Source organism: Streptomyces sp. NBC_00400, assembly GCF_036048035.1.
Taxonomy (GTDB): Bacteria; Actinomycetota; Actinomycetes; order Streptomycetales; family Streptomycetaceae; genus Streptomyces.
The window spans coordinates 7,249,086-7,275,440 of sequence record NZ_CP107940.1 but is presented as its reverse complement, the minus strand read 5'-3'; the positions used below and the strand labels follow the sequence as shown (position 1 = coordinate 7,275,440).

General features: G+C 69.7%; 21 protein-coding genes and 2 pseudogenes. 13 read left to right on the top strand and 10 right to left on the bottom strand.

The annotated features are described in order from the left end of the window. Positions 1-32: 32 nt before the first annotated feature. Together OHS81_RS31975 and OHS81_RS31970 are read right to left on the bottom strand one after the other, a co-directional pair. Entirely contained in the window at positions 33-2,150 is a 2,118-nt protein-coding gene (locus tag OHS81_RS31975; RefSeq protein WP_328389015.1) for a serine/threonine-protein kinase, read from the bottom strand. 25 nt (positions 2,151-2,175) lie between these two features. After that, positions 2,176-3,024, bottom strand: a complete 849-nt coding sequence (locus OHS81_RS31970; RefSeq protein ID WP_328391561.1) for an oxygenase MpaB family protein — start codon at positions 3,022-3,024, stop codon at positions 2,176-2,178. Between the two features lie 440 nt (positions 3,025-3,464). On the opposite strand from OHS81_RS31970, the gene OHS81_RS31965 reads away from it, so the two are divergent. Both OHS81_RS31965 and OHS81_RS31960 read left to right on the top strand, forming a co-directional pair. Further along, a complete protein-coding gene (locus OHS81_RS31965; RefSeq protein WP_328389013.1) occupies positions 3,465-3,842 on the top strand; it encodes a VOC family protein in 378 nt (125 codons plus the stop codon). A 36-nt stretch (positions 3,843-3,878) separates the two neighbouring features. After that, positions 3,879-4,896: pseudogene (locus OHS81_RS31960) on the top strand (IS701 family transposase); the annotation flags it as partial. Between the two features lie 177 nt (positions 4,897-5,073). Here the strand turns inward: OHS81_RS31960 and OHS81_RS31955 are convergent. Together OHS81_RS31955 and OHS81_RS31950 are read right to left on the bottom strand one after the other, a co-directional pair. Continuing rightward, positions 5,074-5,826 carry a hypothetical protein gene (locus OHS81_RS31955; protein ID WP_328389011.1) on the bottom strand — a complete coding sequence of 251 codons (753 nt, stop codon included), beginning with the start codon at positions 5,824-5,826 and terminating at the stop codon, positions 5,074-5,076. 619 nt (positions 5,827-6,445) lie between these two features. Beyond that, entirely contained in the window at positions 6,446-7,411 is a 966-nt protein-coding gene (locus tag OHS81_RS31950; RefSeq protein WP_262036925.1) for a helix-turn-helix transcriptional regulator, read from the bottom strand. Positions 7,412-7,507: 96 nt separating this feature from the next. Here OHS81_RS31950 and OHS81_RS31945 point away from each other — a divergent pair, with 96 nt between their 5' ends. From OHS81_RS31945 to OHS81_RS31925, 5 genes and pseudogenes are all read left to right on the top strand, one after another. Then, positions 7,508-7,873 (top strand): VOC family protein, encoded by a 366-nt coding sequence (locus tag OHS81_RS31945; RefSeq protein WP_262036924.1) that lies wholly within the window; start codon positions 7,508-7,510, stop codon positions 7,871-7,873. Positions 7,874-7,960: 87 nt separating this feature from the next. After that, positions 7,961-8,746, top strand: a pseudogene (locus tag OHS81_RS31940) (DDE-type integrase/transposase/recombinase); the annotation flags it as partial. Between the two features lie 204 nt (positions 8,747-8,950). Next, entirely contained in the window at positions 8,951-9,958 is a 1,008-nt protein-coding gene (locus OHS81_RS31935; RefSeq protein WP_328389009.1) for a helix-turn-helix domain-containing protein, read from the top strand. A 154-nt stretch (positions 9,959-10,112) separates the two neighbouring features. After that, complete coding sequence (locus OHS81_RS31930; protein WP_168476385.1) at positions 10,113-10,541, top strand: peptidase inhibitor family I36 protein; 429 nt, start codon at positions 10,113-10,115, stop codon at positions 10,539-10,541. 677 nt (positions 10,542-11,218) lie between these two features. Continuing rightward, the gene (locus OHS81_RS31925; RefSeq protein ID WP_328389007.1) at positions 11,219-12,325 is read left to right on the top strand and encodes a hypothetical protein; all 1,107 of its coding nucleotides are present in this window, start codon (positions 11,219-11,221) and stop codon (positions 12,323-12,325) included. A 990-nt stretch (positions 12,326-13,315) separates the two neighbouring features. Here OHS81_RS31925 and OHS81_RS31920 read toward each other — a convergent pair. The 6 genes from OHS81_RS31920 to OHS81_RS31895 form a co-directional block, all read right to left on the bottom strand. Further along, positions 13,316-13,714: a hypothetical protein gene (locus OHS81_RS31920; protein ID WP_328389005.1), complete on the bottom strand. Its 399-nt coding sequence runs from the start codon at positions 13,712-13,714 to the stop codon at positions 13,316-13,318. Positions 13,715-13,931: 217 nt separating this feature from the next. Then, entirely contained in the window at positions 13,932-15,155 is a 1,224-nt protein-coding gene (locus OHS81_RS31915; RefSeq protein WP_328389003.1) for an acyl-CoA dehydrogenase family protein, read from the bottom strand. A gap of 229 nt (positions 15,156-15,384) precedes the next feature. Beyond that, positions 15,385-16,179: an SDR family NAD(P)-dependent oxidoreductase gene (locus OHS81_RS31910; protein ID WP_328389001.1), complete on the bottom strand. Its 795-nt coding sequence runs from the start codon at positions 16,177-16,179 to the stop codon at positions 15,385-15,387. A 111-nt stretch (positions 16,180-16,290) separates the two neighbouring features. Then, on the bottom strand, positions 16,291-16,710 hold the full coding sequence (locus OHS81_RS31905; RefSeq protein ID WP_328388999.1) for an SH3 domain-containing protein: 420 nt from the start codon (positions 16,708-16,710) through the stop codon (positions 16,291-16,293). A gap of 176 nt (positions 16,711-16,886) precedes the next feature. Further along, positions 16,887-17,651 (bottom strand): VOC family protein, encoded by a 765-nt coding sequence (locus OHS81_RS31900; RefSeq protein WP_328388997.1) that lies wholly within the window; start codon positions 17,649-17,651, stop codon positions 16,887-16,889. A 133-nt stretch (positions 17,652-17,784) separates the two neighbouring features. Then, positions 17,785-18,954 carry an FAD-dependent oxidoreductase gene (locus tag OHS81_RS31895; protein WP_328388995.1) on the bottom strand — a complete coding sequence of 390 codons (1,170 nt, stop codon included), beginning with the start codon at positions 18,952-18,954 and terminating at the stop codon, positions 17,785-17,787. Between the two features lie 324 nt (positions 18,955-19,278). Between OHS81_RS31895 and OHS81_RS31890 the strand changes: the two genes are divergently transcribed. The 6 genes from OHS81_RS31890 (at position 19,279) to OHS81_RS31865 (ending at position 26,341) form a co-directional block, all read left to right on the top strand. After that, a complete protein-coding gene (locus OHS81_RS31890) occupies positions 19,279-20,289 on the top strand; it encodes a FecCD family ABC transporter permease (RefSeq protein WP_328388993.1) in 1,011 nt (336 codons plus the stop codon). After that, positions 20,286-21,362, top strand: a complete 1,077-nt coding sequence (locus OHS81_RS31885) for a FecCD family ABC transporter permease (RefSeq protein WP_328388991.1) — start codon at positions 20,286-20,288, stop codon at positions 21,360-21,362. The genes OHS81_RS31890 and OHS81_RS31885 overlap by 4 nt, the downstream gene beginning before the upstream one ends. Beyond that, a complete protein-coding gene (locus OHS81_RS31880) occupies positions 21,359-22,171 on the top strand; it encodes an ABC transporter ATP-binding protein (RefSeq protein WP_328388989.1) in 813 nt (270 codons plus the stop codon). The genes OHS81_RS31885 and OHS81_RS31880 overlap by 4 nt, the downstream gene beginning before the upstream one ends. A 59-nt stretch (positions 22,172-22,230) precedes the next feature. Next, positions 22,231-23,244, top strand: a complete 1,014-nt coding sequence (locus OHS81_RS31875) for an ABC transporter substrate-binding protein (protein ID WP_328388987.1) — start codon at positions 22,231-22,233, stop codon at positions 23,242-23,244. A 92-nt stretch (positions 23,245-23,336) separates the two neighbouring features. Beyond that, positions 23,337-24,527: an ATP-grasp domain-containing protein gene (locus tag OHS81_RS31870; RefSeq protein WP_328388985.1), complete on the top strand. Its 1,191-nt coding sequence runs from the start codon at positions 23,337-23,339 to the stop codon at positions 24,525-24,527. Beyond that, positions 24,524-26,341 carry an IucA/IucC family protein gene (locus tag OHS81_RS31865; protein ID WP_328388983.1) on the top strand — a complete coding sequence of 606 codons (1,818 nt, stop codon included), beginning with the start codon at positions 24,524-24,526 and terminating at the stop codon, positions 26,339-26,341. Before OHS81_RS31870 ends, OHS81_RS31865 begins: the two co-directional genes overlap by 4 nt. Positions 26,342-26,355: the final 14 nt, after the last annotated feature.

Below are 26,355 nucleotides of genomic sequence, written 5' to 3'. Positions count from 1 at the left end.
CCAGATGATGCGGATGGCCTGCGGGCCGCCCCCTACCGCCGGCGCGCGGCACGCTCCCGGCGCAGCGCCGCGACCCGGCGGTGGAGGGCGGCTGCCTCGTCCGTACGGCCCAGTTGCTCCAGGCACTGGGCCAGGTCGCCGTAGCTGGCCAACGCGTCGAGATGGCCGGCGCCCAGGACCCGTTCGCGGGCGTCCGCGACCTCGCGGTAGAGGTCCAGCGCCTCGTCCCAGCGGCCGAGCCAGCCGAGCGCCACGGCGGTCTCCCGGCGGCTGACCAGGGTGTCGGGGTGGTCGGGACCGAGCACCCGGGCGCGGGCCTCGGCGACCGCACGTCCCTCCACCAGCGCCTCCTGCCAGCGGTTCTGCCGTCCGAGGCTGACGCCCAGGCCGTGCCGGGCGCGCAATGTCTCCGGATCGTCCGCGCCCTGGGCACGGGTACGGGCGGCGGCCAGGTCCCGGTAGAGCGCCAGGGCTTCGCCGCTGCGGCCGAGCCGGCCGAGGCCGATGCCGACCTCGTAGCGGGCGGCGAGGGTGTCGGGGTGGTCGGAGCCGAGCGAGACGGTGCGCGTCGCCGCGATGTCCCGGTAGGTGTGCAGGGCCTCCGTCCACTGGCCCAGCCTGCCCAGGACATGGGCGAGTTCGCAGCGGGTGGCGAGGGTGTCGGCGTGGTCCGCGCCGAGCACCCGGGCGCGGGCCTCGGCCACCTCCCGGGCCATGGCGCTGCAGTCCTCCAGCCGCCCCAGCCGGCCGAGGTTCAGCGCGACATGGTGGCGGCAGCTCAGCGAGTCGGGGTGGTCGGGGCCCAGCGCGCGTTCACGGCCCGTCAGCACCTCGGTGTAGATCTGGTGCGCCTCGAAGCTCCGGCCGAGGCGGCTCAGGGCATGACCGGCCTCCAGACGGCTGGTGAGCGTGTCGGGGTGGCCGGGGCCGAGCAGCCGCTCGCGTTCCGCGGCGAGCGCACGGTGTGCCTCGCCGGCCTCCTCCCAGCGGCCCAGCCGGCCCAGGTTCAGCGCGGCGGTATGCCGTCCGGCCAGCGCGGCGAGGGCGGCGCGGCGGTCGTCCGGCGGTGCCGGGCTGGCGATGCCGGCGGCCGGGGACGCCTCACCGCACTGCGGGTTCCTTCCGCCGGTCCAGGTGTCGGTCAGGACGGTGGCGGTCCGGTCCGCCGGGTACCCGTGTGCCCGCCGGCCGGGGGCCGCCAAGGAGCCGAGGGTCATGCCACGGGTCCAGGAGGGCAGCCGGCGGGCGGGACCCGTCGCATCGTCCGAGCCGGCCGCGGCGCCCCGGCCGGGGTGCGGATGGCGGGCATCGGCGAGGCGTTTGCCCAGCTCGTCGGCGTCCCTGGGCCGGTCGTCGGGGTCCTTGGCGAGCAGTTCGAGGATGATGCGCTCGTAGGCCTCGGGAAGGTCGGGGCGCAGCGTGCGGGGCGGTTGTGGCGCCTGGTCACGGTGTCCGACGAGCACCGCCCAGGCATCCCCCAGGTCGAAGGGCGGCACGCCGGTGGCGATCTCGTACAGCACACAGCCGAGGGAGTAGAGGTCGCTGCGGTGGTCGACGCCGTGGGCGCCGATCTGTTCGGGCGACATGTAGTGCGGACTGCCCATGGCGATGCCGGTGCCGGTGAGGCGGGCGGTGAAGCCGATGTCGTGGCCGAGCCGGGCGATGCCGAAGTCGCAGATCTTGACCGTGCCGTCGGTGGTCCGGACGATGTTCGCCGGTTTCAGATCGCGGTGCACAACGGCTTCTTCGTGGGTGTAGGCGAGCGCGGCGGTGACCTGCTCGGCGATCTCGACGAGGTCCGGTACGGGCAGCGGCTGGCGGCGGTTGTCGTCCAGCAGCTGGCTGAGGTTCCGGCCGCTGAGCAGCTCCATGACGATGAAGAGGGTGCCCTCGTCCTCGCCGAAGTCATGGACGACGGTGATACCGCGGTGCTGCAGTGCGGCAGCGACCCGGGCCTCACGGCGGAAACGTTCGCGCAGCACCTGCAGGAACGAGGGTTCGTGCCGTGGCTCGGTGGGCTTGAGGCATTTGACGGCGACCTGCCGGCCCAGCGACTCGTCGCGGGCCCGCCACACCTCCCCCATGCCGCCGCGCCCGATGGTGTCGAGCAGCCGGTACCGCCGTTGGATCAGTCTCTCGTCCGCACCCATGTGTCGCCGCCCCCGTCCCCCGTGGTCAGCCGCGCAGTTCCCCCTGCGTGTCCTTCTGCCCGTCCAGTATGGCGGCGGAAGGGCGGAGCTTGTAGGGCGCTGGGCGGGCGCCGGGGCCGAGTCGTGCGACGGCGCGCAGGATGTGCCGGGGCGGGAGCTGCCAGCGGACGGTGGGCGGAATGGCGCGAAGGAGGCGGCCGGTGGCGCGCAGCCGTCGGGTGACGGTTGCGGGCGGGGGTACGGGGCGCCCGTAGAGCTCCTGGGCATACGCCGGGAGTGCGCCGTAGGCGAGCTGTGCCACCCGCTGCCAGAGCAGGGCGCGGGCAGGCACGAGCGGGGCCGGGGTCGGTGGCCTGCGCAGAAATGCGTCCACGTCACAGGCTTCGGGGGTCAGTGCCAACTCGGGCCGCACGCGGGCGAAGTAGGCGGCGAGCGCGGCCCGGCTGCCGGGCACACCGGCCGGGTCGAGGCCGACGAGCCGGGCGCTTTCGCGCTGCTCGTGGAGGTAGGCGTCGGCATGGGCATCGCCGAGGGGGTAGCCGGAGCGGCGCAGGACGTGCAGATAGGAATCCACCGCCGCGCAGTGCACCCACAGCAGCAGGTCCGGCTCGTCGACGCCGTAGCGCTCACCGGTGCCGGGATCGGTGGCGGACAGCCGGCGGTGGATACGGCGGACCGTGGCACCGGCCTGTTCGGCGGCGTCGGTGGTGTCGTAGGTGAGGGTGCCGACGAACCGGGCGGTCCGCATCAGCCGGCCCCAGGCGTCACTCCTGAAGTCCGAGTTCTGGAGGACACCGCGTACCGCGCGAGGGTGCAGCGCCTGGAGGTACAGCGCACGGACGCCCGCGATCCACATCATCGGATCGCTGTGCATCTGCCAGGTCACGGAACGGGGCCCGAAGAGCCCCGGGTCGCCTGCCACGTTCCACACCTCCCGCTGCCGGGCCGCACTGCCGTCGGCGTGTCTCCATTGTCGGTCGTGCCGTGGTTCCTCTGCAGCATGCGCTCCGGGCGGGTGCCGTGGCCACACCCTCGCCCTCGTGCTCATACTCAAGGCCGCTACGGCCAGGTCCGTGCCTCGGGCCGAATTTTTCTCGACGCTGTGCCCACAGGCGCTCGTGAGGTGTATCCGTACACCAATCAGACTCAGGGCCCGCACGGAGCAGGCCGGCGCTCTGGCCGGCTGGTGGCGACCGCCCGCAGAGTTTTGGCCAGAAGGTTGGGTCCGAGCTGCATCATCGCTAGTACTCCGGCTGTAGATCGTGATCAGGGCTGGAGGGGTGGCCTATGTATCGCTGGTCTACGCTGCCCTTCGTGATCGCCAAGCTGCAGTGTGTCGTGCTGGATTGTGCTGATGTCCTTGAGCTCGCCCGGTTCTACCAGTCTCTCCTGGGCGGCGTGGTGAACCAGCCGGACCCACGGTGGTCGCTCGGCGACGATTGGGCGACCCTCCACACCGAGACCGGGCTCGTGCTCGCCTTCCAGCGTGTGGAAGACCATCGGCCGCCCCGGTGGCCGGATCCTGCTTGGCCACAGCAGTTCCACCTCGACCTGGGAGTCACGGACCTCGATCAGGCCCAGCAAGAGGTTCGCAAGCTGGGCGCCACACTGCTCGACGCTGGTACCCAGAAGCGTAGTTGGCGGATCTACGCCGACCCGGCAGGTCACCCGTTCTGTCTCGTTCGGGACTGACAAAGGACGCGCAGGGTGCGGCCACCGGTGATCATCGTCGTCGCACACCTCCACGACGACGAGGCGGTCTTGGTGGTCGACGAGACGGGCGACCTCAAGAAGGGAACCTGCATGGTCGGTGTTCAGCGCCAGTACACCGGCACTGCGGGCAGAATCGAGAATTCCCAGGTCGCGGTCTACCTCGTCTACGCGGGCCGCCGAGGGCACGCGGCGGTGGACCGGGAACTCTACGTGCCACGCTCGTGGACCGCTGCCAGGCCGCCGGACTGGACGAGGACATCGCCTTCGCCGCCAAGCCGGAGCTGGCCGCCCGCATGATCGGCCGGTTCCTGGACGCCGGGTACCGTGCGGGCTGGGTCGCGGGCGATGAGGTCTACGGCGGCAATCCGAGGCTACGGGCCGCGCTGGAGGAGCGCGGGGCCGGCTACGTGCTTGCCATTGCCTGCTCGTCCGAAGTCATTGCCACCGGTGGGAAGTTCCGGGCGGACGCGCTGGCCGCGAAGGTCCCCAAACGGGCCTGGCAGAGGCTGTCGGCAGGGGGCGGCGCCAAGGGGCACCGCTTCTACGACTGGGCCGTCGTGGACCTCACCGCCCCCGGGACCGGCCACCGTCAGCTGCTGATCCGCCGCAGCCGCACCACTGGCGAACTCGCCTACTACCACTGCTGGTCACCCGCCTCCGTGCCTCTGCCCACACTGGTGCGGGTCGCCGGATCGAGATGGCGGGTCAAGGAGACCTTCCAGGCAGGAAAGGGCCTGACCGGGCTGGACGAACATCAGGTCCGCCGCTTCACCTCCTGGTCCCGCTGGGTCACCCTCGCCATGCTCGCCCACGCCTTCCTCGCCGTGGTCCGGGCCGATGAGCACGCCCGGCACCCCGCCCCGGACGGACTGATCCCGCTCACTTGCAACGAGATCCAGCGACTGTTCACCACACTCGTCGCCCGGCCCGATCCGCCTCCGCCCACCGGCTCGGCTGGTCCGGCTGGCGACGTCGCCACCAGGCACGAGCACGAGTCAGCCATTACCGGCGACAAGCCGCATCCCAGACATGAAGATCATGATCTACAGCTGGAGTACATAGGCCAGAGCTGGCCTCGCGCCCGGATTGCCACAGGTCCGCGGCGGGGGTGGTGAAGGGTCTTCCCCGCGCGGGAAGCGGGCGGCGGTGTCGGGGCTGTTGCCGCCGGTGAACACGAAGGTCGGGACGAACTCTGCGGGAGTAGCCGCGGCTACGCCTCACCACCAGTCAGACGTAGTGCCTCTTTGATCTTTTCGTTTCGCAGCGGCACATACTGGCCATCAACGGTTCGGCCTCCCCCAAAGATCTTCATGAACTCAGCGGATACCTCTTCGTCGAGCAGAGAAGAGTCCGCCTCAAGCACCCGGTTGATGCTGTCCGTGATCTGCGGAGCCGTGAGTTTCTCCATTACTCTCTTCAGCTCCAGAGAAGCCTCATCGTCTTCGATCCGAGCATTAACCAGCGCCCTCACCTGATCGGCGATGCACGCCGCAGCCGCCAGAAGCGCAAGAAGACGTTTCTGAGCTTCGGCACTGCTCATACTCGTTCCGTGCTCTTCGAGCGCGACATCAACTTCGATGGAAAAGTGTGCAGTAGCAGCCCTGCTCACTGCGGCCATCTCGGCGGTAGCGGCTTGACTGCCGACCTCACCCTTTTCCGAACTTCTGTTCCACTTCGAATTCAACCGGCTCTTGATGTGTGGCACAGCCTTGCTGGCAGCAATGGCCGCAACAACGCCCACCGCAACGCCTACGAACACCTTGAGCAGTGTTGCTGACGGATCTTGCTCGTCTTCACCACGGGCAGGAAAGAGCGTGACATGCGTTTCGAGCTGATTCGTGCCATCGCTACGCGCGAGAGGGCTGGAACCACCAGAAGTTCGCGATTGCGAAAGATGCGTTCCGCTTGGACGCCCAACCCACATTTTTTCCCAGACCATCTCGGCCGGGTCATCGGAAGCCATGCGTTAACTGTACTTGCGGCCACCGGCGCTTTGGAGGGGAACGCATGTTTTCCCCGCCCGGGCGGGGAAGGGTGTTGCAGAGTCCGGTGAGATTCTGCGTAGCGCCAACCATCCCACTTGTGTGTCAACTGGAAATCCTTGTCACACCCGTTGTGACCAGGATCGCTAGTTGGCACTAGACCACGTTCGTGACCTGCCCTGATGCCAACCAGGTTCAGCAACTACAGGCACGGAATCAGAGAGATAGTTGGCACTTTGGTACACCGCAGGTCACGGGGTGTTTCACCGGGGGCACGGGGGCCATCTGCCCTCCGGGCGGATGTTCCCTCGGGTGCGTACTCAAGAAGGCGCCGGAGGCGGTGGTGGTGACGGAGCAGGCGGGGTCTCCGCAGAGGTCACGACTGGGAGCTCCTGATACAGATGAACTGTTCCTAACACCGGCGGACTGCCGAAGGGAACGTCCTCGCCGCTGTGTCAGTGCGCCAAGCTCACCCCCACACGGACCGCCGTGATCAAGGGATTCCGCCAGGCCCTGGCCCCCCTTACTCCGGCGGCTGGGAACTGGACTAGATGTACCGACCGGGGACATTGATCGAGAGCAGGGCGTGCCGCTTAGCAGTCACGAGGCTGGGGCCGAGTGTCTTTCAGTCAGGTCCTTGGCAAGCTGGCTGATGCGTTTGCGGGCTGTCTCTGGGGTGAGTATCTCGATGTGGTTGCCGAACTGGAGGAGCTGACGCACTGACTCGATGTCGGGGTAGCGGACGACAATGGTGCACCAGCCGTTTTCCGTGTCGGAGACATCGTGGATGCGGGTGCCGAGGATGCGCCGTGCCAGGTCGAGGCCATTTTCTCGCAGACGGACGGTCACGCTCACGCGGCCTGGCCTCTCGGTGCGTTCCTTCAACGCAGCCCACCTTGTGCGGAGGGTCTCATCTGGCCGGAGAACAGCTGGCGCGTCGAGTTGTTCGTAGGCCGAGAGTCGTTCCAGAGCGAACAGCCGACCGGTCCCATGGTCGTCGGCGATGAGATACCAGCGGCCTGATTTCGCCACGATCCCGTACGGGTCGACCACCCGCGCCGAGGCCTGTTTCTCGGCGCTGCGCCGGTACTGGATTCGCAGCCGGCGTCGGTGTCGCAGGGCCGAGGCTAGATCCGATACGTCTACCGCTGGCTTTGAGTCAGCAAGCCACGCGTTGCTGTCCACCAGTACCAGGTCCGCCAGTCGCAGCAGGCTCGGCGACTCAGGTGCTGCGGCCTGGCGGGCGGCGATCTTGCGCGCGGCCGACTCCTGCACCGCAGACAGGCCCATGCGCTCAAGTTGCGCGCTGTCCAAACCAGCCACGGAGAGGGCCTCCAGCTCTGGTGGTTCCAGATGGGATGCGTTGAGCCGTGCACCGGGGAGCAGAACGATCCCACCATTCCGCCCGCGTTCGGCATAAACAGGCACACCTGCTGTCGAGAGTGCCTCGACATCCCGCAGCACAGTCCGCCGGGACACCTCCAGGCGCTTGGCGAGCTCGGTGGTGGTGATGCGCTGACGGGTCTGTAGGAGCAGCAAGAGGTGCAACAGCCTCGAAGCCTTCATGCTGACCAATGTTCGCAGAAAAAGGTGACAGGTTCTGTCGCGGTTAAGCGATCAACTGGAGCGGTACCGAGAATTCAACGATCTGAGGAGCGCTCTATGCCCGCACCCAACCTGTTCCTGATCTACGTCCGCGACGCCGAGGCCGCTACGGCCTTCTACAGCGACCTGTTCGAGATCGAACCGACCTTCACCAGTCCCCACTACGTGGCTTTCGAGGTAGCCCCCGGCGTCCTGTTCGCGTTGTGGACGGGGGGCAGCGAACACGCGGTCCCGAGCACCCCTCGCACGAGCGAAGTCGGGCTGATGGTGCCGGGAGCAGCGTCCGCAGTTGACGAGATCTTCACGAGTTGGGTCTCGAAGGGAGTCCATGTCGTGGAGGAGCCGTACGACGCCGTCTTCGGCCGCACGTTCGTGATCACGGACCCCGACGGCAACCTCATCCGGGTCTCCCCGGTGGACTGAGCTGCACGACCCTTACCCACTATGTTCGTTCTCGAAGGGTCGGCCACACACGATGGCCGGCCCTTCAGCTTGTCCAGGAGCTCAGACATGTCACATCCGAACGCTGCCCTCACCCCGCGCCACCGTCTGAAAGTCGCGCGACTCGTCGTTGACGACGGCTGGCCAATCAGCGAAGTTGCGGCCCGTTTCCAGGTCTCCTGGCCCACCGTGAAGCGCTGGGTCGACCGCCACCTTGCTGGCGAGTCAATGCAAGACCGCTCGTCCCGACCGAAGACCTCGCCGAAGAAGACGCCCAAGGCAGTATCGATGCGATGCGTCAGCTTGCGGAGGCGATTGAGGGAGGGCCCAGTTCAACTCGCGACACGACTCGGCATCGCCGCGTCGACAGTCCACCGTATCCTCACCGCGGCGCGGCTGAACAGGCTGTCCTATCTCGACCGTGCCACTGGAGAACCCATCCGCGCTTACGAGCACCCGTACCCCGGCTCGCTGGTGCACGTGGACGTTAAGAAATTCGGGAACATCCCTGACGGCGGTGGGTGGCGCTATGTCGGGCGACGGCAAGGCGAGAGGAACCGCTCGGCCACTCCCGACAAGCTGAAGAGCAAGTGGGGCAACCCGAAACTCGGCTACGCCTTCATGCACACGATCATCGACGACCACTCACGCGTCGCATACACCGAGGTACACGACGACGAGACCGCCATCACCGCCGTCGGGGTGCTGCATCGAGCGGTGGCGTGGTTCGCCGAACGCGGCGTTACCACCGAGCGAATTCTGTCGGACAACGGAGGCGCGTACCGGTCCTTCCTCTGGCGCGACACCTGCGAGGCCCTGGCCATCACGCCGAAGCGCACACGTCCTTACCGGCCTTGGGGACCAACCGAACAGCCATTAACGCCAAGCAGTCGATCATGGTTCGGAGCGGTGGTCTATGAGGGCGGCGTCGTGTCGGCGTCACCCGCAGCGGCCACACCCTGTCGGCACCGTGACGTCCGCCCGGCGTCCGGGAAGCGGCGGGAAGGTATGGCCGAGGAGCCGCTTTGCCCGTGAGGCATTCGTCTACAGCATGGCGGTGTGTCTCACACCATGGTCACCCCCTCGCCCGTCCTCTCCCTCTCAAATGACGTGCTGACCGAGCGCGACCGGTTCGGCTGGTACGTCGACCGGGTGCGGGAGGGCATCGCGCCCTTCACGCTCACCAGTCCGCACGCGCGGGACTTCCCCGCCCGGGTGATGAGCGCCGATCTCGGCACCGCGCAGTTGGCAACCTTCTCCTTCCCGCCCCTGGGTGCTGTCCGCACCTCGCGGCACATCCGGCGCGACGATCCCGAGACGTATCATCTGGCGCTGATCCGGAGGGGGCTGGTACTCGTCCACCAGCGGCGCCACGAAGCGGTGGTTCAGGCCGGCGGGATGGTTCTATTCGACAGTTCGCATCCACTGGACGCGGAGTTCCAGGACGCCCGGGGCACTCCGATGGTCACGATGCTGCGGCTGCCCCGGGCCGCCCTGGCGCTGCCGCAGGACCAAGCTGACCGGCTGCTGTCCCGCCCGCTCTCCCCGTGCGGTGCCACCGGCTCGCTGCTGCGGCAACTGCTCTATTCGACGCTGGGGCGGTTGGCCGGCCAGGACCAGGCCGAGAGCTACCGGCTCGGCACGATCGCGGTCGATCTGGTGGCGGCGTTCCTCGCTGGTCACCTGGACGCGGCTGGTGCGCTGCCGGCAGAGACCCGGCGGCGGGAACTTATGGCGCAGATCGGCGGCTTCATCGAGGCGAACCTCGGCGATCCGGGGCTCTGCCCGGCCGTGATCGCCGCCCGGCACCATGTTTCGGTCCGCACCCTGCACGAGCTGTTCCGGAGCGAGCCGGAGGCGGTGATGGCCACGGTCCGGCGGCACCGACTGGAACGCTGCCGGGCCGATCTCGCCGACCCGGTGCTGCGGGCGCGCCCGATCGCCGCGGTAGCGGCGCGCTGGGGGTTCCTGAGCCCGGCGGAGTTCAGCCGGGTGTTTCGCAGGACGTACGGGGCAACGCCCAGCCAGTTCCGCTACGAGGTGTCCGCGATGCACGATCCGCACTGAGTGCCAAGCGATCCCGCGCTCATCCTCAACTCCCCGGGCCTTGCGGGGCCCACGATGGGCAGACCGCAGCGGCAGCACCGGGCTGAGCGGACGCCGGTGCGGTGGCAGCGGTCTTCGAGTGACGTCGAGCGAACCGAAAAGGAGACATCCGCCCATGAAGAGAGTCGCTTTCATCGCCGCGAGCGCCGCCCTGCTGCTGGCGTCCGCAGTAGGCAGCGCTTCCGCCCAGAACAGTACGACCACTGCCCCTTCCGCCGCGAGCGCTCCGGTGCTCCGCGCGATTCCTGTGCCGTTCGGGGCGCAGGGGTGGGACAACTGCCAGCATGGTCAGGCGTGTCTGTTCCAGAACAGCAACGGCGGCGGGACCATGTACGTCGTGCCGTCCTGCGGCCGGATCTACAACCTCGACTCCAGCATCAACAACCGGACCAGCTCGCTGTGGAACCGCGCGGGCAGCCCACTGAGCGTCTACGACGGCACCGGCGGGAGTGGCCTGCTGGCCGCGTACGGCGCCTTCGGTCCGACGATCAACGTTCCGAGCAACTTCAACGACAAAATCAGCTCGGTCTACGCCCCCTGCTGACCATGTCGGACCGGCCCCGCTCACCGGTCGCCGATCCGACGAAGGCCGGGTGCCGCCCCCACCTAAGAGGACGGCACCCGGCCCAGTTGCTAGTGGACCGGTGCGACTGTGCGTTTGGTCCATTCCACCGGCATGCACGGAACGTAGACAGGCCCTGCCAGTGATCGACGATCTTCGATCGAACCCACATACCGGACCGATCGCCTGTGCTAAAGACCCAAGATCAAGTGCTTAGCCCCCGATGTCTCGCCGGGGACGGCAGCCTTGTACAGAGCAGGCTCGGTGGCGCCTGGAAGCTGCGCTGGCACCTGCCGGTTACATTCGCCTGCCCCGAGCATTCCCTGCTGCTGTCCAGCGTCTGTCCTCAGTGCCGCAATCCGCCGAACCGTCCACAGGGAACCGAACGCGCTGGCCTGATCATGGAACGTGCCGTGGACGGGCTCCACCCAACGCAGTGTCGCCATCCGATGCTGGGTACTCGGTTGCCTCCAGCAGGTTTCCACCGCTCCTGCGAGGCACGGCTGGATCAGCCATCCGAGAGCCCCTTGATCACGGCCCCCGATGACCTGGATCGCCTAATCTCTCTGCAACGCCGCATCAATCAGCGCTTACTCCGGGGCAGCCCACAAACCAGCGCGGGGAACGGGACAGGAGACCGTTACTTCTTCCTCGATCTGGTGGCAGCTGCCCAACTGGTCAAGTTCAGCTGGCCTTTAGGTGCCGGCCTGGTCCGTTCCCCTACCTTGGCCGCCCTCATCGACGATCACGCTACTCCAATCATCAACCACCTCGATCATCCGCCCGCTGCAGGCACGCGTTCCCGCAGCGTATGGCACGCCCCGGACGATTCCTCCGAGTGTGCAGCCCTCCTCCTGGCCGCCGACACTCTCCTCGGCCATCATTCCCAGGTCGAGACCAATCTGCGGGACCGCGTCCAGCCACTGGCTCGCGCCGCCTTCGAACGCATCCCCGCAAACGTGGCCGCAGCCTTCCGCCGGATGCAGTTCTCACCAACTCTCGCCCGTGCCCTGGCCCGCAAGGTCAACGGCTTCTATCACACAGGCGGCCACCCACACTCCAAACTCCGGGCGCCCTCGCGCGAGTGCCTCTTCAGCGCCGAACACGTTCCTGCTCTGCTTCCCTCCACATGGATAGACGCCCACTTCACCACCCTCCTGGACCGCGTAGGGCCGATCACAGCCTGGAACACCCGTCACCTGCGCCGAGCTGCGTCACTCAAACTCGTCGAGATGGCGGCAGGCGGCACCTGGCCCGAATGTGCAGAGGCTCTCGGAACTCCTTGGAATACCGCACAACAGACCCTCAAGATCCTCAAACGCGTACTCGCACCCACCGAGTCATGGGAGATGTTCGATAACGCTGTCGACCAAGTCGCCTGCGCTCTGGATTCCGATGTCCTCCGCATCGACTACGCCAGGCGACGTCACGCGCTCGCCTCATGGCAACTGCCCGATGCCCAATGGACCGAACTGTGTGATGGGTTAGGAAAGTTCAGGAATGCGCCTACTTCGCCCAGCCCGAAGGCCGCCACCGCACTGGTATGGGCTGAGGTCACCCAGGGGGACTACCTCCACAGCCCCGCCCTCAACGCCCTGCGGCAGCACGGGCAAGGCACCAAACACCTGGTCTCAGCCGTGAACCAGATCCGTGCTTCTGATGTCCGCAGAGGCGACAAGACCGAGCTTCTCCACCGGATCAACCACTACGCCAGTCGCCTTGCCTTCGCCTGTGACCAATCGCAGAGTACTGTCCTCGTCTCGTGAACCGCAGCGTCGCGGTGTCGCCAGCAGGGCAAGCCGAGGTGGGCGAAGGTGATCACGGACGCGGAGGACGACCTCTGGCTCTGCCTCGGCTATAGCTGGGAGAGCGGCGTGCCAGGCACGGACTCACAGCGCCTGACTGAGAAGGGTGCGGGCACAACTGTTCAAGCTGAGTTGAGCAACCAACGGGAGTCATCGCCCGAGCCTCCTGTGGCGCTGAAGGTAAGTCCGGGCAGTGAGAGACAGCCTTCAGCCGCCGCTCTGCCGAGCGCCATTGATATCGCGCGTCGGGACGACGAAGCTACGAATCGTGCCATTGGAGAGCATTCCGCCCGGTGGACACGCTTTTCTACGTGCCATCCGGCGCCTTGGTCTCGCGCCGCCGGATCTCCACGCGTGAGTGAAGGTCAGGGGTATTTGTACCGAGAAACTCCAGCTCGACGCGTGCTGAATCTAGCCTGCCGTCGAAGTGGGAGTGATAGGCACAGGGCCGCGTTGCGTCTCGCTCGATGATTCCGCCGTCAGGCCAGCCGCCGGGAGGCGCCTGGCTTCGGGCAGGAGGTCGGTTGCCTCGACTCCCAGCAGTCGCGCCGTAGTAGCTGCGGCGTAGGCGATGGGACGGATACCGGCTGCCAGGGTTTCATCGGTGTGGGGCGAGTGGAGGACAACTGGAATGCCGTGAGGGGCTTGAAGGCGGGCTGCTAGGTGGTCACTGAGGGCGAAGTGGGTGTCCCAGAGTTGGTCGCGGGTGAGCAGGGTGGTCAGGTGGGCGGCTGCTGCGGGGTGGAATTGGTAGATCATGTCGGCCGATTCGCTGCGGGTGGCAGTAAGTAGGCCAGCGGTGAGGAACTCCGCGGTGTCGGCGAGCGCGGCATCCGGGACTAGGCGGTCGCGGAGCACGTCGAGAACGGGCAGCGTGAAGGAAGCGAGCGGGGAGGCGGCGATGGCGAGGCGGACAGCAGGAGACTCACGGTCGTCCGCGAATGTCTCGGCTCACGCGCGTACCTGGTCGTCAGCGGGTGCAGAGGCGGGCGGGCTGGTCGGGCCGGGACGGCGGCGACGCAGGGGCGGTCGGCCGGTTGCGGGGACGAGGACGGCCTCGCAGCCGGACGGGTCGGTGCGCATCAGGGTGCGAGCCCAGAAGGGGACTTCATGCTCGTCGAGTTCCCTGGCTGGATCGCCCTGGGCTCCCCGGCGGTTGAACAGGTCGCTGTAGTTGGCGAACGTGACATCCGCCAGCCAGCCCTGTGTCAGTCCGGAGATCGCATCGACCATCCCGGCATCCCGCGCTCCGGCGGCAAGCGCCTGCAGCCACCTGTCGCGGTCAGTGGCGGTGTCCCGAAGGCCGCCGATGCCATGTACGAACAACAGTTGCGGCTTCCCCGTGGCCATGATGCCCTTCCTCTTTCCTAGCGAAGGAACATTCTGCTGGATCCAGGATCGCCAGGCAGCCGAACCGCATTTCTTGGCCAGTAACTTCAGGGAGATCCTGATGCAACGTCAGTAGGCAGGCTACCTACTGTGCCGTGACTCCACACCGGAGGGGACAGTTGATCACGGTGCCAAGCATCTCTCCTTTGTGCCAACTATAATTCTGAGTCACACCGATTCAGCGCCGTACGCGGGGCATCCCCAGGCCGATCCACGAGATGATTTCGCGCTGGATCTCGTTGTTGCCGCCGCCGAAGGTGAAGATGACGGCGGAGCGGTAGCCGCGTTCCAGTTCTCCGTGCAGTACCGCGCCGGCCGAGCCCTCTTTGAGCGGGCCCGCGGAGCCGACGACCTCCATCAGCCAGGCATAGGCGTCCCGGCGGGCCTCGGAGCCGTAGACCTTGACCGCGGAGGCGTCCTGGGGGGTGAGGGTGCCCTGCTGGAGCGCGTCGACCATCTGCCAGTTCAGCAGCTTCATGGCGTCGAGTCTGGTGTGGGTGCGGGCCAGTCTTCCGCGCACCCACCCCAGGTCGATGACCCGGCGGCCGTCGGTGAGCTCGGTGGCGGCGGCCCAGCGCTGGACGTCGTGCAGGGCGCGGATGGCCATGGTCCCGTGGGCGGCGAGGGTGACCCGCTCGTGGTTGAGCTGGTTGGTGATGATCCGCCAGCCCTTGTTCTCCTGGCCGACGCGGCGGGAGGCCGGGACGGTGATGTTCTCGTAGTAGCTGGCGGTGGTGTCGTGCGAGGCGAGGGTGTTGATCAGAGTGCAGGAGTAGCCGGGGTCGCTGGTGGGGACGAGGAGCATGGTGATGCCCTTGTGGGGCGGGGCTTGGGGATCGGTGCGTACGGCGAGCCATACCCAGTCCGCGGTGTCGCCGTTGGTCGTCCAGATCTTCTGCCCGTTGACGACGTAGTGGCCGCTCTGCTCGTCGCCCTCGCGTACGGCGCGGGTCTTGAGGGCGGCCAGGTCGGTGCCGGCGTCCGGCTCGCTGTAGCCGATGGCGAAATCGATCTCGCCGGAGAGGATCCGGGGCAGGAAGTAGGCCTTCTGTTCGTCGGTGCCGAACTGCATGATCGTCGGGCCGACGGTGTTCAGCGCCATCAGCGGCAGCGGCACGCCCGCCTGGGCCGCCTCGTCGAAGAAGATGAACTGTTCCGTCGGGGACAGGCCGCGCCCGCCGAACTCCTTGGGCCAGCCGACGCCCAGCCAGCCGTCGGTGCCCAGCCGTCGTACGGTCTCACGGTAGAAGCGCTTCCGGTCGGCGGCGCCGGCGAGGGAGCCGCCTGCGCCGGCCTCGGAACCGTGGGGGCCGGCGAGGGCACCGTCCGGCACCAGCTCGGCGAAGTAGGTGCGCAGCTCGGCGCGCAACTGCTGCTGCTCGGGGGTGTATTCGAGGTGCACGGCCCCTCCAGTTCGTCCGGTCCGGTCGTCCGGTCCGAGGGGGCACGGGATGCTGACGGCCCGTCGGCTGCCGGATCGAGGGCACAGTAGAACTTGTTTCAGTAATTCGGAAGGGTGCGGCTGCACGGGAGGCTGGTCGTGCGGGGGCGAGCCGGAGTACGTCCGGAGGGCGGGAGGCCGTCGCGGGAGGCAGTGACGGGAGGCAGCGACGGGACGCTCGCCCGCCCGGTCAGGGGAGGATCGAGTCGACGTAACCGCCGTCGACGCGGACGGCCGCGCCGGTCGTCGCCGAGGCGAACGGGGAGCTGAGGTAGACCACCATGGCGGCGATCTCCTCCGGTTCGATCATTCGCTGGATCAGTGACTGCGGCCGGTACTCCCGCATGAAGGCACGTTGCGCCTCGTCCCATGACAGATCCCGCCCGACGAGGTCGTAAACGAAGTCCTCGACCCCGCCCGTATGGGTCGGTCCGGCGATGACCGAGTTCACACACACCCCGCTCCCGGCCGCCTCCTTCGCGAAGCCCCGGGACACCGCGAGCAGCGCCGTCTTGGACATCCCGTAATGAATCATCTCCGCCGGAATCACCACGGCGGAGTCGCTGGCGATGTTCTGGATGCGGCCCCAGCCCCGTTCGGTCATTCCGGGCAGATAGCGGCGGATCATCCGGACGGCGGTGAGCACATTGATCTCGAAGTAACGCCGCCACTCGGCGTCATCGATCTCCAGGGCGGGCCGGGGGCCGAAGATACCCAGGTTGTTGATGAGGATGTCCGCCTGCGGTACGGCCTCGGCGACGCGGTCGAGGCCGTCGTCGGTGCCGATGTCACCGGGCGCCGCGAGAAATGCCGCGTCCGGTTCCTCGGCCCGCATCCGCTCCAGCGCCGCATCCACGGACCCGGCACTGCGGCCGTTCACGGCGACCCTGGCTCCGGCGCGCGCCAGCCCCAGGGCGATGGCCGCCCCGATGCCCTGCGTCGACCCGGTGACGATTGCGGTCCGTCCGCTGAGATCGATCTGCACGGTCTCTTCCTCTCCCTTCTGCCCGCTCTTCCTTTCCTTTCCGCCCGGCGCACACATGAAGGCCCGGTCCGGTGCCTCCGCGGCACCGGACCGGGCCTTCCCGGGGTTCCATCAGCCCACGGTGTGCTTCGCCGCGTTGGGCGGCAGCAGCCGGCTGCGCTGGACGTCCTTGCAGTACCTGACGGCGCCGCTGCTGGTCACGTACCTGGCCGAGACCCAGGTCGCGCGCTCCTCGCGGGTGAGGTACCAGATGGTGTTGCCGCCGACGCTCTGGGTGCGGACCTTGCACACCAGGCCGACCTGCGCACGGTGGTGGAGGTGGCCCCGCACCGAGGAGTCCGTGCTGGGGTACTGACGCTGACTCAGGCCCGTCTTGGCGGTGACCACACCAAAGGGCTTGGCGGGTTCGGGGGCCGCGTGCGCCGGGGCCGCGGCGAGCAGCGTCGCGCCGAGAGCGGCGGCCGCGGCCAGTGCGCCCGCGCCGGCTGCGAGCTTTTTGCCTCGGGCCACGAGGAGGTCGGTCGTGGGCATAGGGGTCTCCTGTTCTCGACGCGCAATGCCACCCATTGCCGCGAAGTGGACATTACGCATAAACCACTCCTGGAATGTGGTGAAACGACGAACAGGCCGCCGATCGTGTGACAGCGCAAGTGCGCCCGTGGCGCGGGCAGTCGCCGCACCGCGGGTACACCGGAGCGATACCGGACTCAGCCCTCCATACCGGCGCCGTGGATCCCGAAGTGTCCTCCCTGCGGATCCCGGATCACCGCAATCCTCGGCCCCGCGGGCACATCGGTCGGGGGCACCAGCAGCATGCCGCCCGACTCTGCGGCCCGGGCGGCCGTCCCGTCGACGTCGGCGACCGCGAAGTACGGCAGCCAGTGCGCCCTGACGTCGTCCGGGTAGAACTCGTCCAGCGCGCTCATCCCGCCGAAGTCGGCGCCGTCGACCCCCCATTGCGGGTAGTCCTTGTGTGTGCCCACGGTCCAGCCGAAGATCCGTGTGTAGAAGGCCTTGGCGGCCTCCTCGTCCCGGGTCGCGAGCTCGACCCAGCCGAGCGAGCCCGGTGCGTTGAACACCGCGGCGCCGGCGAACGACCGGCCCTGCCACAGCGAGAAGACCGCACCTTCCGGGTCGGCCAGTACGGCGAAGCGGCCCAGGTCGAAGACGTCCATCGGACCCGTCAGCCGGCGCCCGCCCGCCTCGGTGACCGCCGCGGCCTGCGCATCGGCGTCCCGCGTCGCGAACGACACGGTCCAGGCGGTCGGCTGCCCGGGGGCGTAGAGCGGAGTCAGCGCGGCGACCGGGGCGGGCCCGAGGTACAGCATGGTGTAGCCGCCCGCCTCGTCGCGCGGGTCGGTCTCGGCGCGCCAGCCGAAGACCTGGCGGTAGTACACCTTGGCGGCGTCCACGTCCGACGTACCCAGCTCCACCCAGCAGGGCGCGCCGGGTGTGGGCTCAGTGATCTTCACGGTGCGTTCCGTCCCTCCGCGCCCGGCCGTGGCCGGGCGGTGCCGCGCTCGCGGCCGCGCACTGCCGGTCGGCGTTCGTACGCTGCCGATCGTCCGACGGGTGCGACGGGGCCGCAACCGGAGGGCCCGCAGGTCACCGCGGGCGGTCGCGCGGATGGCGCAGCGAGCCGCGCGGGGCGTCGGGGGCGAGGGCTTCGGCCAGACCACGGGCAGCGTGCTCGGCGGCCTCGGCGGCGCGGGGCCGCAGGGCCGCTTCGTAGGCGCTTACCGCTTCGTCGGGGTCGCGGTGTCCGGTGAGGTTCCGGGCGAGTTCGGCACCGTCGAGCATGGCGAGGCCGGCGCCCGGGCGGGCGAACGGCGGCATCAGATGCGCGGCGTCGCCGAGCAGGGTCAGGCCGGGGGTGTGCGTCCAGGTGTGCGGCACCGGCAGGGCGAACAGCGGCCGGTTCGCGAACCCGCCGTCGTTGTCCCGCAGCAGCGCCAGCAGCCGTTCGTCCCAGCCCGCGAACCGGTCGAGGAGTACGGCGCGGACGGCCTCGGTGTCCGTGATCCGTACCCCGGCCTCCAGCGCCCAGTCCTGGGAGCCGCGGAAGGCGGCATAGAGGCGGATGCGGCCGCGGCTGCAGCGCCGGGCGATCAGCGCCTTGCCGGCGGACTCCGCCCTCATACTGCCGGCGCCGACCAGCCGGGCGACCTCGGGGTGCCGGGTGTCGGCGTCCTCGAATCCGGACTCGACGAAGGTGACCCCGGTGTAGTGGGGGGTGGCGTCGGAGAGCATCGGCCGGACCCTGGACCAGCTGCCGTCGGCACCGATGACCAGCTCGTAGGTCTCGGTGTGGCCGTCGTCGAACTCGGCCCGGTGGCGGCCGTCGCCGAGCGGATGAAGGGTGCGCAGATAGCTGCCCCAGCGCACGGTTTCGGGGGTGAGGGAGTCCAGCAGCAGCCGGCGCAGCTCGCCCCGGTCGATCTCGGCGCGGCCGGCCGCGCCGGGGGCGGGAGCGGGAGTGGGAGCGGGAGTGGGGGCGTGCTGGAAGAGGACCGTCGCGGTGTGGTCGAGCAGCCGGACCTCCTGGCCCGCGGGGCGGGCGACAGCGGCGAACTCCTTCTGCAGACCGGCGGCCCGCAGCGCCGCCTGACCGGTCGTCAGGTGCAGCTCCAGTGCGCCTCTTTGCGGGCGGGCACCGGCGGAGGCGTCGTGCTCGAAGACGGTGACCGGTACGTCGTTGCGCTGCAGAACGCGGGCGCAGGTCAGTCCGCCGGGGCCGGCGCCGATGATCGCGATACGGGGAGTGGCGGGGGTCATGGCGCTCCTCAGGCGGACAGGACGGCGGGGCCTCTCCCCCAGAAAAGCACATCGGGCGAAAAGCTCCATAGGCTTACTTTCCGCACATCTCGCCCCCTGCGGGAGAGGGGCGCGGCAGAGGAATCGCGGCGATTCACCGGAGTGAGCGGGATTGCGGATGGGTAGATCACCCCAGGTCGGGGCCCCGCGAGGGTCCAGCGGCGGATGTCCGCCGGCAAAAGGGACAGTTGATCGGTTAACGCTTCCGCGCTTGCAGGATTAGGTATGCCTAACCTAATGTAACGACGCGTGCCGACGTTCAAACCACCTGCCACTGCACCCCCTGTGCCCGATGCGCGTCCCGCCGCGAACCTCCTGCGGCGCGTCCCGCTGTTCGTGGCCGGGCTCTGCGCTCTGGCGGCCTGTGCCGCCCTGAGCCTCGCCCTCGGTGCCCGGTCCGTACCGCTGTCCACCGTGTGGGACGCGCTGTCCGGCGCCGTCCACGGACGGGATGCCCTTGTGGTGACCGGACTTCGGCTGCCGCGGACCGTGGTGGCCCTCGCGGTCGGCGCGGCGCTCGGCGTCGCCGGCGCGGTCGTCCAGGGCGTCACCCGCAACCCGCTCGCGTCCCCGACGACGCTCGGCATCAACGCCGGCGCGGGCTTCGCGGTGGTCACCGCGATCTACGCACTGCATCTGACCCGCCCCGGCCAGTACGTCTGGTTCGCGTTCGCCGGGGCCGCGGCCGCCGCGCTGTTCGCCCAGGCGCTGGCCCGGCGCGCGGGTGATCTCGATCCGGCGCGGCTCGCGCTGGGCGGCACCGTCCTCCAACTCGTGCTGATCTCCTGGACCTCGACGGTCATGCTGGCCAGCAAGCGGTCGCTGGACGAGGCCCGGTTCTGGATGGCCGGTTCGCTGGCCGAGCGCCCGCTGTCGGTGCTCTACCCGGTGCTGCCGACCCTGGTGCTCGGCCTGCTCCTCGCGCTGGCCCTCGCCCCCGCCCTCAACGCGCTGGCGCTGGGCGACGATGCGGCGCAGGCGCTGGGCGTGCGCGTGACCCGGATCCGGGTGGCCGGCGGCCTGGCGGTCGTCCTGCTCGCCGCGTCGGCGGTGGCGGTGGCCGGTCCGCTGGCCTTCATCGGACTGGCCGCACCGCACCTGGTCCGCCAGCTGCTGCGCACCTCCGACCACCGGATCGTGGTGCCCGGCTGTCTGATCGCCGGTCCCCTGCTGCTGCTCGCCGCCGACATTCTCGGACGGATCGTCATCCGGCCGTCCGAGCTGCAGGTCGGCATCATCAGCGCGTTCCTCGGCGCGCCGCTGCTGGCGCTGCTGGCCCGGAAGGTGGCCCGATGACCGACCTCGCACGGGACGAGAAGCCGCTCGGCTCGCCGTCCTCCTCTCCCTCCCCCGCTTCCCGGCGCGGGCGCACGGTCCGCCGGACCCAGCTGCTCGCCCTCGCCGGCCTCGTGGTGCTCGGCGCGCTGGTGACGGTGTCGGTGGCCAACGGCGATATGCCGCTGCCGCCCGCCGATGCGGTCCAGGGCCTGTTCGGGATCGGCGATTCCGCCACCGTGCTGGTGGTCCAGGAGTTCCGGGCCCCGCGGATGGTCGCGGCGATCGTCGCGGGCGCGGGCCTGGCGGTGGCCGGTGCCCTGCTGCAGCGGCTGTTCCGCAATCCGCTCGCCTCCCCCGATGTGATGGGGGTGACCGGCGGTGCCTCGTTCGGCGCGGTGGCGATGCTGGCCGCCGGGGCCTCACAGGCGCTGATGCCGCTGGCCGCCCTCGGCGGCGGGCTGCTGGCCGCGGTCCTGCTGGGGGTGTTCGGCTGGCGCGCCGGGGTCAGCGTGACCCGCCTGGTGCTGGTCGGTCTCGCCGTACAGGCGGGGCTGTCGGCGGCGGTGAGCTTCATGGTGGTCCGCTTCCCCACCGAGCTGGCCGGTTCGGCCCTGCAGTGGACCACGGGGTCGGTGTACGGGCGGACCTGGACCGAGGTGTGGTCAGCGGGCGGGGCGATGGCCGTGGCGCTGCTCGCCGCCTTCGTGCTGCAGCGCCGGCTCGCGGTCCTCGACCTGGGCGACGACTCGGCGGGCGCGCTCGGACTGCGTACCCACACCGCCCGCCTGCAGATCCTGGTCGTCGCCATCGTGCTGGCCTCGCTGGCCGCCGCGCTCACCGGCCCGGTCGCCTTCGTCGCGCTCGCCGTCCCGCACATGGTGCGGTTCCTCGCCGGGCCGCCGACCGCCGGGACGCTGGCGCTGTCCGGCCTGGCCGGTGCGGTGCTGCTGCTCGCCTCCGACCTCGTGGCGCAGTACCTGCTGCCGGTCGGCGGGCTGCCGGTCGGCGTGGTCACCGCCACGCTGGGCGCGCCGTGGCTGCTGGTGTTGATGATCCGTCAGAGCAGTTCCGTCAACAGGAGTGTCCGATGACCGCCAACCAGCTCTCCACCCAGGGACTCGATCTGCGCTACGGCGACCGGCTGATCGTCGGCGGTCTGGATCTGGTGCTGCCCGGCGGCGCCGTCACCGCGATCGTCGGTCCCAACGCCTGCGGCAAGTCGACCCTGTTGCGCGGGCTGACCCGGCTGCTGGCGCCGTCCGCCGGCTCCGTCGCGCTGGACGGCGCCGATATCCACCGGATGCCGGCGCGGGCGCTCGCCCTGCGGATGGGGCTGCTCCCCCAGCAGCCGGTCACCCCCGACGCGATCACGGTCGAGGCGCTGGTCCGGCTGGGCCGCTACCCGCACCAGCGGCTGCTGAGCCCCTGGTCGACGGCGGATCAACAGGCGGTGGAGGAGGCGCTGCGGCGCACCGGCACCCTGGAGCTGCGTGACCAGAGCGTCGACCGGCTCTCCGGCGGCCAGCGGCAGCGCGCCTGGATCGCGCTCGCGCTGGCCCAGGACACCGAGCTGCTGCTGCTCGACGAGCCGACCACCTTCCTCGATCTGCGGCACCAGCTCGATGTCCTCGATCTGGTCGCCGCGTTGCACTCCGAGGCGGGCCGCACCGTGGTGATGGTGCTGCACGACCTCGGCCAGGCGGCCCGGTACGCGGATCACCTCGTGGTCCTCCAGGACGGGCAGCTGGCGGCGGCCGGCGCACCGGCGGACGTCCTCGACGCGGAGCTGGTCAAGTCCGTGTTCGACGTGGACTGCCGGGTGATCCCCGACCCCGAGACCGGCACCCCGCTGGTGGTCCCCAAGGGCAACGCGAAACGGCACACCACCGTCTCCGCCTGACCCGGCCTCTCCCCCCACGACTTCTCCCCTCCCCCTCCCCCTCAGGAAGTTGAACCCTCATGCTGACCAGATCCACTCGCCACGGCGCCGGCCGGCTGCCGGCCGCGCTGCTCTCCGTCGTCCTGGGCGCGGGCGCCCTCACCGCGTGCGGCGGCGGCACGTCCTCGGGCGGCGATGACGCGGCGAAGGGCGGCGCCGGCTTCCCGCGCACCGTGAAGAGCGCCATGGGCGGTGACGTGAAGATCCCCGCCAAGCCCAAGCGCGTGGTCGTCCTGGACACCGGTGAACTCGACGACGTCGCCACGCTCGGCATCAAGCCCGTCGGCGCGGTCTCCCCGCACATGAAGACCGAGGGCGGCTTCCCCTCCTACCTCAAGGACGAGATCGGGGGTGTCAAGGACGTCGGTCCGCTGCTGGAGCCGAACCTGGAGAAGATCATCGCCCTGAAGCCCGACCTGATCCTGTCCTCCAAGGTCCGGCACGAGAAGATCTACGACAAGCTCCAGCAGATCGCGCCGACCGTCTTCACCGAGACCACCGGCGGCCCCTGGAAGGCCAATCTCAAGGTCCACGCCAAGGCGCTGGGTCTGGAGAAGGAAGCCGACCGGAAGCTGAAGGAGTACGAGACCCGGGCCAAGGCGCTGGGCGAGGCCATCAAGAAGAAGTACCACGGCAAGATGCCGTCCGCGTCCGTGGTGCGCTTCGTCGCCGGCCCGACCCGCCTCTACCAGAAGTCCTCCTACAGCGGTGTGGTCCTCGACGACATCGGCCTGGCCCGGCCGAAGTCGCAGAGCTCGACCGACCCGGCCAAGACGATGCTCGACGTGAGCCCGGAGCAGATCGACAAGGCCGACGCTGACCTGGTGTTCGTCACCACCGCGGACACGCCGAGCAAGACCCAGCAGAAGGACGTCACGTCCAACCCGGTCTGGAAGGACCTGCCGGCCGTCAAGAAGCACAAGGTCATCAACGTGCCCGACGAGACCTGGATGTCCGGCATCGGTATCCAGGCCGCCGAGCACATGCTCGCCGACGTGGCCAAGGCCACCGGCGTGCCGCTGCCCAAGGGCTGACCCGCCCGCAACGGGGGTGGGCCGCCGTCCCCACGGCCCGCCCCCGTCCTCGATGTCCCCCGCACCACCCTTGATCCTGAAGGGCCCCGCCCATGCGGATGTACCTGCTCGCTCTCAACCCCACCGACTCGGTCACCGAGGGATTCCTCCCCGCCGCCGCCCGCCTCGGTCTCGATGTCACGCTGCTGACGGACCAGCCCGAGGCACACCGGCGTACCGGCTTCCGGGCAGAGGTCCTGGAGTGCGACGTCCGTGACTTCCGTGCCGTCATCACCCGCATCGCCACCCACCACCCCGCCGCCGCGGTCTTCACCAACAGCGACCATCTGCAGACCCAGGCGGCCCTGGCCGCCGAGTACTTCGGGCTGCCGGGCAAGGACTGGCGGGCCACGCTGCGTGCCAAGAACAAGGCCGAGATGCGCCGCCACCTCGCCGCGTCCGGCGCCGACAGCGTGCGGTCCGTGGAGCTCGCCCCCGGGCAGGACCCCTCGGCGCTCACCGCCGCCGGGCTCCCCTACCCCTGTGTCGTCAAACCCCGCGAGGGCGTGGCCAGCGAGGACGTGATGCCGGCCGGCGGCCCCGGGGAACTGGTGGCGCGCGCCGAGGAGATACAGGCCCGCCGCCCGGAGGCGGCGCTGGTCGCCGAGGAGTTCCTGGCCGGCGAGCTGTACACGCTGGAAACCCTCGGTGACGGCCGGCTGCGCCATGTCCTGGGCGGTTTCCACACCACCCTCTCCGCCCCGCCGTCCTTCATCGAGGAACGGCACGACTTCGTCGCCGCCCACCCGGAGCCCGTCGTCGCCCAGGTGCTGGCCCAACTCGACGCGCTGGGTGTCGGGTTCGGCGCCTGCCACACGGAGTTCGTGGTGCACGAGGGCCGGGCGCGGCTCATCGAGGTGAACTACCGCGTCATCGGCGACCAGTGCGATCTGCTGCTCGCCCGGGTCCTGGGCATCGAGCTGTTCGAGCACGTCCTGCGCACCCATCTCGGCGAGCCGCTGCCCGCCGACCTCGGTACCCGGCAGGACGGCGCGGGCCGGGTGGAGTACGCCCTCGCCGACCGGGCGGGGACGCTCACCGCCGCGCCCGCCGCCACGGACCGCGAGACGGACGGCGTACGGCTGGCCTACCGGCCGCTGCGCGCGGTCGGCGCCGAACACCCGCTGTACCGCACCAACCGCGACTACCTCGGCGTCCTGCGGGCCACCGGCACCGACCACGCCGCCCTGGAGCAGGCCGCGAAGGGCTTCTTCGCCGCGGAGCGCTGGGAGATCTCGTCATGACGGTCTCCCCCGACATCACCGCCGGCCTCACCGCCGACACGGCCGGGCAGGAGGCGGCCGGGGCCGAGGAGTCCGAACTGCTGGTGCGGGTGCTGAGCGCGCTGCTGCGCGAGGACGTGGTCGGTCTGCGCACCCGCGGCACGCTGGTGGAGCGGCCGGACGGCCCCTGGCTGCGGCTGCCCGCCGGCCCGGACGCCGGTGCCCTGCTGCTGCCGCTGGGCGCGGACGGTTACCAGAGCACCCGTGCGGCCCGGCTGCCGCTGCTCGTCCGCGAATCCGACGGCGCCCGGCTCACCTCGGTCGGCGCGGTCCTCACCGCGCTGCGTGCGCTCGCCGACCCGGCCGACCGCCCCGGCTTCGACGCCTTCGCCGAGGAGTGCCGGCAGACCCTGGCGACGATGCGGCTGCACACCCGCACCCGGGACGAGGTCGACCGGGTACTGACCGAGCGCCATGGCGCCTCGGCCGGTGCCTGGCAGGGAGTGGACGGCGGCCTGGCCTACGACACCCTCGCCGCGCGTATCGACCATCCCGTCTACCCGACCTCGCGGGGCCGCTCCGGCCTGGACGAGGACCAGTTGCGCTCCTACGCCCCCGAGTTCCACCCGGAATTCCCGCTGCGCTGGCTGGCCGTACCGCGCGCCGCGATGACCGTCGCGGGCGGCACCGCGGCGCTGCCCGGCTGCTGGCCGACGCCGGCCGAGCTGGATCTGCCGCACCTCGACGACAGCCATCTCGCGCTGCCCGTCCACCCGCTGACGCTCGGCGGCCCGCTGGACGAGGCGCTGCGCGAGACCGGTCTGCAGGGCGAGGCGGTGCTGTCCGGGCGCGCCCTGCTCCGCGCCGTGCCGACCCTGTCGATGCGGACCGTGGCGGTGGACGCCGACCCCCGGCTGCATCTGAAGCTGCCGCTGGCCACCGCGACGCTGGGGCTGCGCAACCGACGCACCATCAAGCCCCGTACGCTCATCGACGGCGCCGAGGGCCAGCGGCTGCTGGACAAGGTGATCGCCCGCGAACCGCGGTTCGCGGAATCGATCCTGCAGGCCGACGAGACGGTCTACGCGCACGCCGGCCATGAGCTGCTGGCCGTGCTGTGCCGGCGCTACCCGGCCGGGCTGGACGGCAGCGCCGTGGTGCCGATGGCCGCGCTGCTGGGCCGGGCGCCCGGCGGACGGCTGGTGATCGACGAACTCGCCGACCGCTTCTACGGCGGTGACCCACTGGCCCTGCTGGACGCCGTGCTCACCCTGCTCTTCGACTGGCAGACCACCCTGTTCGGCTACGGCTTCGGCCTGGAGTCGCATCAGCAGAACATCTCGCTGGTCCTGGACGAGGGGGCGCACGGCACCCGGCTGCGGCTGCTGTTCAAGGACAACGACGCGCCGCGCATCAACGCCGTACGACTGCGGGAGACCCTGGGCGAGGACGCCCCGGACCCCGCCGACTTCGCCGATCCGCGGATCTTCGCGGACCACGACCGGCCGGTGCTGGACCTGTTCAGCACCATCACGCTCCATCTGTGCGCGGGCTCCTACGCCTTCGGGCTGGCCCGGCACGGACGGGCGCCGCTCGACCGGCTGCTGGGCCTGGTCCGCGACCGGCTCGCCGAGGCCGTCGCACGCCTGGGCACTACGCCGGGCGGGCCGGGCGCCGCGCTGCGGGCACACGTCCTGGACGCCCCGGAGCTGCCGGTCAAGGCGATGGTCAGCGCCGGCACCCTGCTGTCCAAGGAGCGGTCCGGCGCGGCCGACATCAACAAGCACTACACCACCGGCCCCAACTATCTGCTGCCGACGGGGATTTCCCGATGAGCCCGATGAGCCCG

Bases quoted from the DNA above. Each gene is read 5' to 3' on its own strand.
- OHS81_RS31975 (WP_328389015.1), bottom strand. From the start codon at position 2,150: ATGGGTGCGGACGAGAGACTGATCCAACGGCGGTACCGGCTGCTCGAC.
- OHS81_RS31970 (WP_328391561.1), bottom strand. From the start codon at position 3,024: ATGCACAGCGATCCGATGATGTGGATCGCGGGCGTCCGTGCGCTGTAC.
- OHS81_RS31955 (WP_328389011.1), bottom strand. From the start codon at position 5,826: ATGGCTTCCGATGACCCGGCCGAGATGGTCTGGGAAAAAATGTGGGTT.
- OHS81_RS31950 (WP_262036925.1), bottom strand. From the start codon at position 7,411: ATGAAGGCTTCGAGGCTGTTGCACCTCTTGCTGCTCCTACAGACCCGT.
- OHS81_RS31945 (WP_262036924.1), top strand. From the start codon at position 7,508: ATGCCCGCACCCAACCTGTTCCTGATCTACGTCCGCGACGCCGAGGCC.
- OHS81_RS31930 (WP_168476385.1), top strand. From the start codon at position 10,113: ATGAAGAGAGTCGCTTTCATCGCCGCGAGCGCCGCCCTGCTGCTGGCG.
- OHS81_RS31920 (WP_328389005.1), bottom strand. From the start codon at position 13,714: ATGGCCACGGGGAAGCCGCAACTGTTGTTCGTACATGGCATCGGCGGC.
- OHS81_RS31905 (WP_328388999.1), bottom strand. From the start codon at position 16,710: ATGCCCACGACCGACCTCCTCGTGGCCCGAGGCAAAAAGCTCGCAGCC.
- OHS81_RS31895 (WP_328388995.1), bottom strand. From the start codon at position 18,954: ATGACCCCCGCCACTCCCCGTATCGCGATCATCGGCGCCGGCCCCGGC.
- OHS81_RS31885 (WP_328388991.1), top strand. From the start codon at position 20,286: ATGACCGACCTCGCACGGGACGAGAAGCCGCTCGGCTCGCCGTCCTCC.
- OHS81_RS31880 (WP_328388989.1), top strand. From the start codon at position 21,359: ATGACCGCCAACCAGCTCTCCACCCAGGGACTCGATCTGCGCTACGGC.
- OHS81_RS31875 (WP_328388987.1), top strand. From the start codon at position 22,231: ATGCTGACCAGATCCACTCGCCACGGCGCCGGCCGGCTGCCGGCCGCG.
- OHS81_RS31870 (WP_328388985.1), top strand. From the start codon at position 23,337: ATGCGGATGTACCTGCTCGCTCTCAACCCCACCGACTCGGTCACCGAG.
- OHS81_RS31865 (WP_328388983.1), top strand. From the start codon at position 24,524: ATGACGGTCTCCCCCGACATCACCGCCGGCCTCACCGCCGACACGGCC.